The sequence below is a fragment of the Candidatus Villigracilis sp. genome, from assembly GCF_057083605.1.
Genome location: NZ_JBXMTI010000151.1, coordinates 19,844 through 31,419, shown reverse-complemented (window position 1 = coordinate 31,419; position 11,576 = coordinate 19,844). Strand labels below are relative to the sequence as shown.

Below are 11,576 nucleotides of genomic sequence, written 5' to 3'. Positions count from 1 at the left end.
AGTGGGCTCTGCGGGTGCGGCGGAGGGAAATCCGCAGGCCAGGATGGATAAGAAAACAACCAAGAGGGAGAGATAGGGTTTGTTTTTCATTCGTACTCCTTTGTAATGAAATTTCAGCGGATTTCACCACAGGCGAAGTGACCGGATTGGGCACGCCAGCCAGAGTGGGTTTTCGTGCAGTTTCGTGCAGGACCTCGGACAAATCCCAGTTACGGCTTGCTCTTGCATTCATAGATCGGCACGATGCCCGGTATTTCCCACCAGTTGCAATTGTTCGCGATACAAGTGCGCTGATCTGTAAAAGCAGAACAAGCATCCGTGCCACCGGAATCACCCGAGGAACCTCCGCAAGCTCGCGCCTCGATATCGGCAAGCAACGGCGTGCGCAGGGATACATCACCATCGGTCTGCTGGACGACTACCTGATACTCCAATATCGCCTGATCAAAGGGAATTGAATCCCCGAAGATGGATGCCATGTTGATCGTCCCGCGATAGAGATCGTTCCCAATCGGATTCATCGAAACGCTTTGGAACTCTGTACCGGGGAAACGGAAGAATAGAATCACAGCCGCGATCCCTTTCGAGGCGGTGGCATGGGCGGTGATGACCGTTTCCATCGGTCCGCAAGAGGAGTCGCCAACATATACTACCCAGGTGGAAACCTGTGTAACCGAAACCTCGTTCACTGGAGCAGCTAAAGCTGTGAATGTCGGCTCGGGAGGAATATTATCCGACACAGGACCCATTAGAACGCCAAGGTTCGTTGGCAGGTTCGGATCCGATGCAACCGGGATCGGGTAGCCTACACTGGGGAAGGAGCCGGTAAATCCCCAGGCTGCTTTGAATACCTCCAAAGTGCAGGACCCGGCGGGTACTTTTGTAAATTGAAATGTACCGCCAACTTTCGTGGTTTGAGTCAACTCGGGACCGCAGCCTTTCAGTACAACATCCACGCCCTCCAGGCCGACTTCATTCGCCTCCTGAATGCTGTTGTTGTTCAAGTCGCCAAACACCGCGCCACCAATCGTTCCACCCTGCGCGCCGGGGATGATGAAATAAGTCTCGACGTATCCGCTCCACGCGCCAGAGTTATCCTGTGCGCGCAATTGAAGCGCATACGCGCCTGGCTCGGTGATCGCACAGTCGCGAGTCAACGTGACAAGAGACGCTTCCGTATCGGGGCTTGGTACGGATACCGCCGTCCCGTTTATGATGAGTTCAAAGACAGCGATCCCGCTGGGCGAGGCGCCATGAGCCACCATCGAACATGGATTGGGAGGATAAAATACCGTTCCAGGTTTGGGCGAATCGAACCAGGCGCGTGGCGCGTTGGAACCGAAGGAATCTGCGCCGCCCGAAGCGGGAGAACAGCCGCCAAGCGCCATCACAAGAATGGCCACACCGAGGAGAAGTTTTTTCATGTTCATGTTTTCCTCCTTGCCCTAGGGGGCAAAGTAGTAGATCTCCAATTGAAAGTTTCCCAGCCCAGACTCACAGAAACTCCCACCCTCTCCTATGGTTTCCGGTGAAGGGCGAGGGGCAAAAATGAAGCCGTAGTTTAATAATGGATTATTTTTGTTGATCCAGTCTTTCAACACTGGAGTAACATCCACTTCTAGAAGTGATAACGCAGCATACTCTGGCAGTGACGTAAGTGGTTCATTATATGCAGAGGATGACAGGGTATTCTTGCCAGCCAAATAATGGTTTTCTCCGCCATCCAAGCCGGTCCAATCCTGTTTGGCTTTGCCCACACTTGCCACACATAAGGGTTTATAGTTGGCCGCCACACCGTGAGCGAAATAGTCTGTCCAGAGTATTGAAAACTTCAAGGTGGCTTTCTGGATGACAGCGCCGGGTGGTAGAGCTGGCTGGGCGAATTTCACAGCAGCGGAAGATCTGGTTTCGGATCCGAAATTTGAGGCGCTGACGACAACTGCTCCCGCTGGATTACCAAGTTCGTCATACCAAGAGTCACTGAGATCACCGGTCGTCAGCCAGTTTGTTGGGGTCAATGTGATTTTCTGCGCCTTGGGTGGATCTCCCGGACAGTAGGTGACCATTTCAGATACCTGCGACCCCGGATAATCCACATAAGCCTCCACGCCAAAACACTTGCCCCAGGGGAGGGGAGGGAAGGCTACTTTCATCAAAGAGGGTTTGATATTCGCTATCAAAACGTGAGATTGTGTGTACGGATCGATTTCATAAATGCCGTACCCGGCGATCTCATATTTTCCATATTTACAGAATCCGGGCAGGCAGACTTCGGGTTTCCATTCCCAAACCAGAACGATGTTTTCCTTTACTTTTGCGTTCATAATTCCATTGCATAGCAGCGGAACCGCAATGGGATCCCCATGAGAGGCGCAATCTTGCACGCTTGATGGTTCCCGAAGCGCATAGGGCGGGGGCACACTCCCGCCGCCTCCCAATAACTTTTGTTCTTCGATGGGCGGAATTTGCGGGATGCCTGTCAACACAAATCCTCCGCCGTCAATTATCAATTCGCTTGGCGGATGGAGCAAATCCAATTGTGTCTCGCCCTGCCCCAGGAATTTCAGTACACCCGCCAGCCAGCCCCAGCATTGCGCCTGCATCACGCTCTTTTGGCTGGGGAATGTCAGGTCGAATTGGGTATAAGGGTTGAAGTCATCGAGAAAGTTGAAGGGTGGTTTTGGCATCTTTTCCCAAGTGCCGTCGCCGATGGAGGTATAACAATAGGATTCATCCGCTGGCTCGATCAGTCTGAATGTCCAAGTGATTGAATAGGGAATAAAATTGGATCCGCCTGCGGGATTTTGTCCCTGTCCGCTTCCCTGCCCGGATCCGTTGCCTGCTCCTCCATTCCCAATTGGTATCTTCACTGGTTGTCCTCCCTGCAAAGGTTGGGACGGATTAGTTTTAGGATTCGCGCCCGCCATCTGGTCCGGCGGCACCCCATAGCCAGCGCCGATCTGTTCCAGAGTTTGTCCCTCCTGGGCAACGGTTTGAAGGATCCCATCCCCGGCTAAAACATTCACAACCACTACCTGCGAGTATCCCACCTGCCCGTTGGCGTCGGTACCTTGGGCGTAGAAAGAGTGAACTCCCAGGGGCCAGGCTTGCCAGGTCCATGAAGCGTTGGAAGGATCTGTCAACTTCCCAAGTGATTGCCCATCCAGAAATAACTCCATACTTTGGATGGCTTCCGGCGCGACCGCCTGTACTGCCACCAGCACAAATTCTCCCATATCCATCTCATCCCCGCTGGATGGGGAGGTGATCGTCACCAATACAGTTGACGGTGACGCTCCGTCGAAAGCCGTAGATTGCGACTGGTATAGCCACCACCCGCCCCCGGCAAAGAGCAGGAGGAGAAGCAAAGCGCCCAATATGCATCCCCAACGCGAAGATCCTTTTTTCATCGTACTCTCCTTGTAAGACTCAGCACTTACACTAGACGTAACCTGCAATTCAATGGGTACTTCGATCCATGCAGCCTCCCAGCCGCGCCCACCTTTTTTACGAACCAATTTCCGAATCACACGCCGCGTCTGCATTGTCCACAGCATAGCAAATACGGTGCAAAAATACATGACATTATTTTCCAAATTCCCCTGTTGTATAATTCCTTCATGGATTCAAATCGGATAAAATCTGACCGATTTATGAGGGACTTCGATGATTTTGGATCGTTTCTCAAATATCTTCGCCTCCGTGCTGGGTTGGGTCAACGCGATCTCGGGCTTGCAGTGGGGTATGGGGAGGCGCAAATTTCCCGGCTTGAACACAACCATCGCCTGCCCGACCTTGCGATGGTACAGGCACGCTTCATTCCCGCGCTTGGGCTGGAGGACCAACCAGAAATTAGGGAGCATCTGTTGGAGTTGGCGCGCCAAGCTCACCCAAAGGATGAAGCAGATGAAATCCTGTCGGATGAGATGGGAGTATTGGAGGCAGTCCCGGTCATTGTGGGAATGGATGTTGTTCGTCCGTCTGTTTCGGAATCTTTGAAAATTTTGTTCCTTCATCAAAAGGCCGTTTTGCTTTACGGATTCCCGGGCGTTGGGAAGAGCGCGATTGCCGCCTCGTTTATTAGAACCATTTACGAATCGCGTCCCGTTTTTTGGCACACAGTAAACCGTAACGATCCATCCCCTTTTGATTCCTTCATCCGGCAGCTTGCGCTTTTTCTCGTATCAGAAGGGCGTATGGATGCTGCCATTTTTACACAACCCGGCGGGTTTCCACTCAATGAGGGCCTGCCATCTCTCGCCGAACATCTGCGCGTCATCAATCCGTTCATCTGTGTGGATGAATTTCATCACATGCGATCACTTCCTCCCTTTGAAGACTTGATCGACAAAAGCACCTGTCAATTCCTGCTGGTTTCGCGCGAAAAAATAGAAATCAGAAATGTCGAATCCTTACCCTTGGGAGGGATGAGTGAGGGTGAATCCCGTTCGTTGTTGCAATCTATTGGCTTATCACTTCCCGATGAAACACTAAGTAAACTCCACGTCCTGACTCAGGGAAACCCCATGTTGTTGAGGCTGGCAAGCGCACATATTCTTCAAGATCCAGCCCAGATCGATAAATTCCCGAAACAACTTGCAACCCAAAGGGAGATTGCCGCATTCTTGATGGGAAATGCGCTCGAGGGATTGCCCGACTCTGCGGTCAATTTACTCTCGTTGATCTCGATCTTTCGACAACCCGTCAACTTATTCGATGCAGACCTGGCTGAACGATTGCGTGAGGAAGGTCTGGTGCAGGATTTGAACGACGTGATAACGACTCTCCAACGACGCCATTTCATTGAAAACTCTTCCGAGGCCCGCCTGCATCCCCTCCTTCAGGACCATCTCGATATAGCACTTCATGCTCGCGCTGGCCTCTTTCAGAAAATGCATCGCATCGCGGCAGTGCATTTGCAAGCCACAACCCGCAATTTGCTTGAACCCTTGTATCACTTCGGCCAGGCCGCTGAAATTTCTGAGATGCTTACCCATCTTCAAGAGAACATCCTTCATTTGGACGCCACCGGGCAGGGTGAAGCCGCAGCCGATTTGATCGCTTCACTATTAAGTCGAACTCGAAATACATCCACACTTTCACAGCCAAACGAAGTTCAACTTTTAGCCCTGCGCGGGCAATTGCTGATGAGCGGCCGCCGTGCCAGTGAGTCGGAAGCGGATTTTCGCCAGGCGCTGGCGATTGCCATTCAGGGAAACCTTGCACCGGATTTGCGCGCATCCGTGATGCTAAAGTTGGCGCGATTCTTGCTGCAGCGAGGGAAGATACCCGAAGCTGACGAACTTTGCGACGATGTGGAAAGAATCATCGCCTCCGACTCTAACCCCGGCTTGATCGCTGAAACTCTGGCCGTGCGCTGCACCGTTCGCTTAACCCAAAGCCGCTTCGATGAAGCCTCACTTCTTGCAAGTCAAGCTTTGGATCTGGCAGAGCCGCTCGCACATCACGAGGTTCGCCTGGTCGCCGGTGTGCACACCATGACCTATAACACGCTAGGCATCATCTCGCATATTCGCCATGATGTGCCAGCCGCGCTTTCATATTGGCGTAAGGCCGAGGATGCGGCCTTGCTGGCAGGTAACCTGCGTACTGCCTTTCGCATCAAAGGAAACATCGGCGGCTTGCACTTTGATCAAGGCGAACTAGATGAGGCACGCCAAACCTATGAGGGAATTTTGGATGTAGTGCAGGGCATTGGCGATGTCTTCACCCTGGGCAAGATCCTGAATGCCCTTGGGGCAATTTACCATTTGCAAGCCCGGCCAGCTGAAGCCCTGGAAATGCTGGATCGTGCGAAGCAACTGAAGCGCCTCATCGGTGATGTGCAAGGCGAGGCCACAACGGACAATCAACGCGCGCAAGTGCTGCTTGCCCAGGGTCGGGCGAAAGAGGCGCTTCAAATCATGGAGCGGCTCCTCAAACAAACGGAGGAGACCGGTGAAATGCGCTGGCGCGCTTCCTATCTCGATACCTTGTCAATGGCGTTGCTTGCACAGGGAGATTTTTCCGAAGCCCGGGGATATTTGCAAGAGGCACTTTCCCTCCCGGGCGCAACGTCCGACCCTCAGCTGGTTACCTATCTACGCAATCACTTGACACTTGCCTGGCTGGGCAACAGTGAAGCAACTCAAGCCAGTATCGTATTCAATAACACAGAGGGGATTCTGGAGAGCGGTATGGTTGCCATGGAAAGTCAACTGGTGGATGCTTTGCTGATGGCATCGAATGGAGCGCAAGAGGCTTCTGAACGCTTGTCTATGATCGAAAAAGAAGCCGGTCACAAAGGGCTGTTTCTTTACAGTAATATTGCGCGTCATGTTGGCCACATGCTTGATGCTGGGAAGGGAATTTCAGAATTAATCCCCATCGTCATGGGAACAAATGAATCAGAGGAATAGGACGATGATTTATCCGAAACCATCCATACGTCTTTAGTGAGGAAGAAACTGATCTGCCCACCGGGGAAAAGGTATCCATTGCCGCGTTGATGGCAATGTGGTATATCCGTTTGCGTGGGGATGTTCCAGGTCAAAAGAAGGCAAGTGCAATCAAGCCTGGATGAAAACATCCTAGCAAGACTGCTCTACTGTCAACCACGTTTGCGGAGACTAAGTTTTTTAGAGAATTCAGACGATATTCCCCTGCGTGTCTTTTCGAGTATTGGAGAGGCGGTTTTGAGTCTGGCGTGACAATAGTCTACACACATCCATATATCGCAAATAGTTTCAACTCTCGCCTACAACTTCAATAAAATTAGCCCAGCGCGGCATATATCATGTATACGAATATAAGTTTCGCCCTACTTCACTACATACCACAGCATAACTCCCAGATATGGAATGAAACTTCAAAAACAAGGATAAATTTCTCTATATTGCGGAATACTTGTTTACGGGTATTGGATGGTTTCTCATAAACGATCATGCCCCACTCCCCTGCTTTTCAAGCTGGGGAGTTCGTTTTTAAACACAACAAGGCGACTTACTTTCAAGTCGCCTTGTTGTTATTTTCCGAACTGGCTTACATAGATGGGATCACCTGGCACCGGCAATAAAGTTTGTCCGAAACTTTATATGTATCTCACGGTTTTCATCAATTCTTGCCTCCTCCAAAACCATGTCCACAATTTGCTTTTCAGCAGGAACACCTGTCAGCTTTTAAACCAAGCCATAAGCTCACTCAACTCAATGCAAGTGTGATCGCTTGTTCGGTGGTCAACGTCGCGCCTTTCGACCATGCCAGTTCATATGCCACATCCCCAAGATGAGCGCGTGCGCTGGCTAATACAGCCGTGACATGCTTCTGTGCGACTTGTTCGAGCGGCGCGCCTATGCGGATCCGCAAGGTCTCGGCTGCCGCTAGGAGTTGAACCGCTTGTTCGTAACGCCCTTCCTTTTCGTTGACCTGGGCGATAAGTTCAAAAGAGTAAGGATAGCCTCGTGGCAGGCCCAAATGTTGGCGAATGCGAAGGGCTTCGGAGAGGTGTTCCCTGGCAGTTGCATACTCCCCCATCTTATAAGCGGTTTCCCCCAGGTTATGTATGTCGGTAGCGACACCGCGCTGGTAGCCCAGTGATTGCTCAATGTCACGGCATTCCTCGAACGCCTGTCTCGCCGCCACGTATTCACCGATTTCCAACAAGGTTACACCAAGATTAGTAAGGGCAGCTGCGAGTTCAAATGGGCTCCCCAGTTCGCGCCACAGTGCAACACTTGGGAAAATATATTGAAGTGCTGCCTCAGGCATGTCGACATCATAAGCAATTGTTCCCAGCATCCACTTGGCTCTCGCTATGCCAGCCTTATAGGAGATCTGCTCGGCCATCCGAAGCGCTTCTTCAACTTGCACCTGTTTATTCGTGTTGATGCCAGCGAGCACGGCAAGATGCAAATATCTCAAGCGGGCGTCAATCTCCCCTCGCTGATTGCCGAGTTGCTGAAACAACTGCTGTGCTTGCTGAACACACTGTAACCCCAGGTCGAAATCGGTGATCGCTGAGGATAATTCAGCCGCTGCCAGCAAGGCTCGTGCCCGTTCGATCGAAACCGAACCCTGAGTGTCTTCCAACGCGTGTTGTAGCCAACGACGACCTTCCTGGAAAAATCCGCCCAGTTCCCAGAAATTCAGCTGTGTGCCCAATCGTGCGACCAGAGCAAGTGCCTGCTCGCGATCGTGAGCGAGCAACCATTCGTACGCTTGTCGAAGGTTATCGTGATCATTTACCACGGTTTGCAGTCGCTCAGGGAATGGTTGCCCCGTTTGGTTTTCTGCTGCCTGGGAGACAAGCTGCGCATAATATCGGGCATGACGTTCCAGGGCATCGGGCTCTTGATCGCTGCCATGCAAATACTCCTGGGCAAACTGACGAATGATCTCATGCATACTGTAGCGGCGATGCTCGATATCAGCCCCAAAAACAACCAGTGAGTGGTCGACCAGTTCGGCAAGTAAATCGGCACATGGTTCATCAGGCGAACTGACTGCCTCGGCGGCTTCCAATGTCCACCCTCCAGCAAAGACCGATAACCTGAGCAATAACGAACGCGCCTGGGGATTCAAGAGTCCATAAGACCAGTCGATCAATGTGTGTAAAGTGCGTTGTCGTGATGTGGTTTCGCCAGCCCGCTTATTCAGCCAGGCAAAGCGTTGATCCAGCCGTTCGGCAATTGCCTCGATAGGCAGAGCACGAGCCTGTGCAGCGGCGATCTCGATCGCCAATGGGATACCGTCCAGCTGTTGGCAGATACGTACAACCGCCGATACATTCGCATCGTTTACCTTGAATTGCAACAGCGATTGTGCGGCTCGGTCTGTGAACAGTTGAACCGAGTCAAATCTCAGCGCATCCACAACCGTGAGTTGTCCTGTGTCATTGACTGCGGGGGTTGCAAATGGTTCCAGCCGGACTACATGCTCCTCGTCAATGTGAAGCGGGATACGGCTCGTTGCAAGTACGGTCAGCCCTTCAGCATCGCGGCAGAGCATTTGGACGAGCCGTGCACATGCTTTGACCTGGTGTTCACAATTATCCAGCACCAGGAGCATGGTTTTGCCGTGCAGATAATCCAATATTGCACCTGTGGATGATCGCCCGTTACCGGTCGGCAAATGCAGCGCCGCCGCGACCGCGTCATCCACAGACTTTTCATCAGTGACCCCAGTTAATTCAACGAAGCAGATGTCATGGGCGAAAACGCCTGCCATGCGATGGGCAACTTCGATCGCGAGGCGGGTCTTGCCAACTCCGCCCGGTCCTGCCAAGGTCACCAGCTTGACCGTGCGGCGCGACAGAAAATCAACCAGACGCGCGGATTCTTGCTGACGCCCAAAAAAGCGGGTAAGAACGGGCGGCAGAGCGGCCTGCATCGAATACGCCTCGAACGGCGCTCGGGCACGGATCTGTTCGGCAAGCGTCACGGTTTCAACGGCCGGAGCGAGGCCAAGTTCGGTCCCCAGCACGCGGCGGCAAGTTTCGTAAACATCCAGTGCGGCGCTGCGTCGATCCGCGCGCGCCAGCACACTCATCAATTGACGGTAAGCGGATTCACGCAAGGGGTCATATTCAAGCAAACGGCGAATGGCGCATTCAGCTTCAACCAGTTGACCAGCATGTTCGTGAAACTCGGCAAGCTGTTCCAGCGCGGACGTTACCTGCACGCGGAATCCTTCCCGTTGAATAAGGAGCCAATCCTCAAATTTATCGCAATCGCCGAGCGAGAATCCTTCCATAAATTCGCCGCGCACCAGTTCGAGCGCCTGCGTCAACCGTGCGGCACACTCAACGCAAGAGTGTGGATCAGGATGAGAGTGTAGGCGGCAGGCCTCGGTCAAGGAGTTGAAGCGTGCCGCATCCAGTTCGTGGTCACTGAGGGGATTGAAGCGCAACGTGAGCCGGTCACCGATCAGGTATGGCTGCTCATCAGAAGCGCTCGTTCCCAGCGCTTTCTGAAGAAGCGCCCAGGTGACGCGCAGATTGTTTTGTGCTGAAGCGGTGGGAAGGTTGGGCCACAGCAGACCCAGCAAAAATTCACGGTTGTGTGCGTGACCCGATTCGATCAGAAGATAAGACAGCAGTCCGATCGCTTTGCGATTGGCGAGCGTAATGAAACCTAATTGGCGATGTTCGATCTGCAAGCTACCCAATAAAGAAAATTTCAATTTAGACAATATGTATCCAAATAATGATGAATTAATGGCGTTTCGCTAAGATACGAAAGTATAGCATGGCAAACGAAAGTGATGAGTAGATGATTCTTATCCCATGCGCCTTAATGACATCCTTATGCGGGATGCCAAATATTCGCCGAAGGAGTATTTCTAAATGAAGAAAATTTTCAAATGGATCGGGATCGTGCTAGGTGCGTTGGTCGGACTGATCCTTATTGCAGCTCTGACCTTATTTTTGATGGGCAACGCCCGCCTCAATAAGACATATGATTTTCCACCTTCCAATCTCACCATTCCCACAGATGCGGCAGGTATTGCTCGCGGTCAGCATATCGCCGAAACTTTGTGTGAAGGATGTCATGGTACTGACTTAAGTGGAATCAATAACTGGTTCGAAGACGGGGCACTGGGGACGATCGATAGTGCCAACCTTACTTCTGGTGAGGGAGGCGTAGGGCAAACTTACACAGATGAAGATTTTGTTGGCGCCATCCGTCATGGCATCGACTCGCAAGGGAAACCTACGTTTATGACTGCGGTTGTATCCACTGCTTATCTAAGCGATGAGGACCTGGCGGCTGTCATCGCCTATGTCAAATCTGTGCCGCCTGTCGATCAGATTACATATGGAAAGCAATTTACGCCGCTGGCAAAGATCCTGCTTGCAGCCGGCATGCTTCCGCCCTTTCCTGCCGAAGTGGTGAGTCATGAAACCCATGTGACTGCCCCAGCGCCGGGCGTCACCGCCGAGTATGGTTCTTATCTTGTCGATACGCATGACTGTCGTATTTGTCATGGACAAACCATGAATGGAAATAAATTCCCGGACCCCACTCAAAACATCATCACACCCAATCTCACAAACGGCGGCGAACTTATTGCATGGACTGAAGCCGATTTTATCAATACGCTCAGGACAGGTGCGACTCCCTCTGGACATCAGTTATCTGAAAACATGCCCTGGAAGGATTTTGGAAACATGACCGATGATGAGTTGAAGGCGATTTGGATGTATTTGCAGTCGCTGCCGAAGCTGCCTCAATACACAGAATAATCAATTTCAGGAGTACAGCATGTCAACGGAAAATGAAAACTCAATCAAAGTGATCGTTGAACTCCACACCAAACCGGGCAGGCGGACTGAGCTCAGAAATCTACTCGCGAGCGTGGTGGCGAAATATGGGTCGGTTCAACCTGGTTTCCTCGGCAGCCTGCAATATGAAGTGATCGATAACCCCGACATTCTTGTTGAGATCGCAGATTGGGCATCCGCCGAGGTGCGGGCCACAGCCATGCAACAAGCCATGACCGACGGCGCCTATGCTCCTCTCGAAGAACTGTTGGCTGCACCATTCAGGGCAACAGTCATCAGGCAATTGTCTTGATCC

6 protein-coding genes are annotated in these 11,576 nt (G+C 52.0%); 3 read left to right on the top strand and 3 right to left on the bottom strand.

Translation table 11 applies throughout. The annotated features are described in order from the left end of the window. Window positions 1-209 precede the first annotated feature (209 nt). Both AC14M5_RS22080 and AC14M5_RS22075 read right to left on the bottom strand, forming a co-directional pair. Entirely contained in the window at window positions 210-1,430 is a 1,221-nt protein-coding gene (locus AC14M5_RS22080) for an SdrD B-like domain-containing protein (protein ID WP_484031882.1), read from the bottom strand. A gap of 15 nt (window positions 1,431-1,445) precedes the next feature. Further along, window positions 1,446-3,410, bottom strand: a complete 1,965-nt coding sequence (locus AC14M5_RS22075; RefSeq protein ID WP_484031881.1) for an Ig-like domain-containing protein — start codon at window positions 3,408-3,410, stop codon at window positions 1,446-1,448. Between the two features lie 210 nt (window positions 3,411-3,620). Here AC14M5_RS22075 and AC14M5_RS22070 point away from each other — a divergent pair, with 210 nt between their 5' ends. Beyond that, the gene (locus AC14M5_RS22070; RefSeq protein WP_484031880.1) at window positions 3,621-6,419 is read left to right on the top strand and encodes a tetratricopeptide repeat protein; all 2,799 of its coding nucleotides are present in this window, start codon (window positions 3,621-3,623) and stop codon (window positions 6,417-6,419) included. Between the two features lie 781 nt (window positions 6,420-7,200). Here the strand turns inward: AC14M5_RS22070 and AC14M5_RS22065 are convergent. Continuing rightward, window positions 7,201-10,188, bottom strand: a complete 2,988-nt coding sequence (locus AC14M5_RS22065) for an ATP-binding protein (RefSeq protein WP_484031879.1) — start codon at window positions 10,186-10,188, stop codon at window positions 7,201-7,203. A 154-nt stretch (window positions 10,189-10,342) separates the two neighbouring features. Between AC14M5_RS22065 and AC14M5_RS22060 the strand changes: the two genes are divergently transcribed. Both AC14M5_RS22060 and AC14M5_RS22055 read left to right on the top strand, forming a co-directional pair. Then, the gene (locus AC14M5_RS22060) at window positions 10,343-11,242 is read left to right on the top strand and encodes a c-type cytochrome (RefSeq protein WP_484031878.1); all 900 of its coding nucleotides are present in this window, start codon (window positions 10,343-10,345) and stop codon (window positions 11,240-11,242) included. 19 nt (window positions 11,243-11,261) lie between these two features. Then, window positions 11,262-11,573 carry a putative quinol monooxygenase gene (locus AC14M5_RS22055; RefSeq protein ID WP_484031877.1) on the top strand — a complete coding sequence of 104 codons (312 nt, stop codon included), beginning with the start codon at window positions 11,262-11,264 and terminating at the stop codon, window positions 11,571-11,573. The last annotated feature ends 3 nt before the right edge of the window (window positions 11,574-11,576 follow it).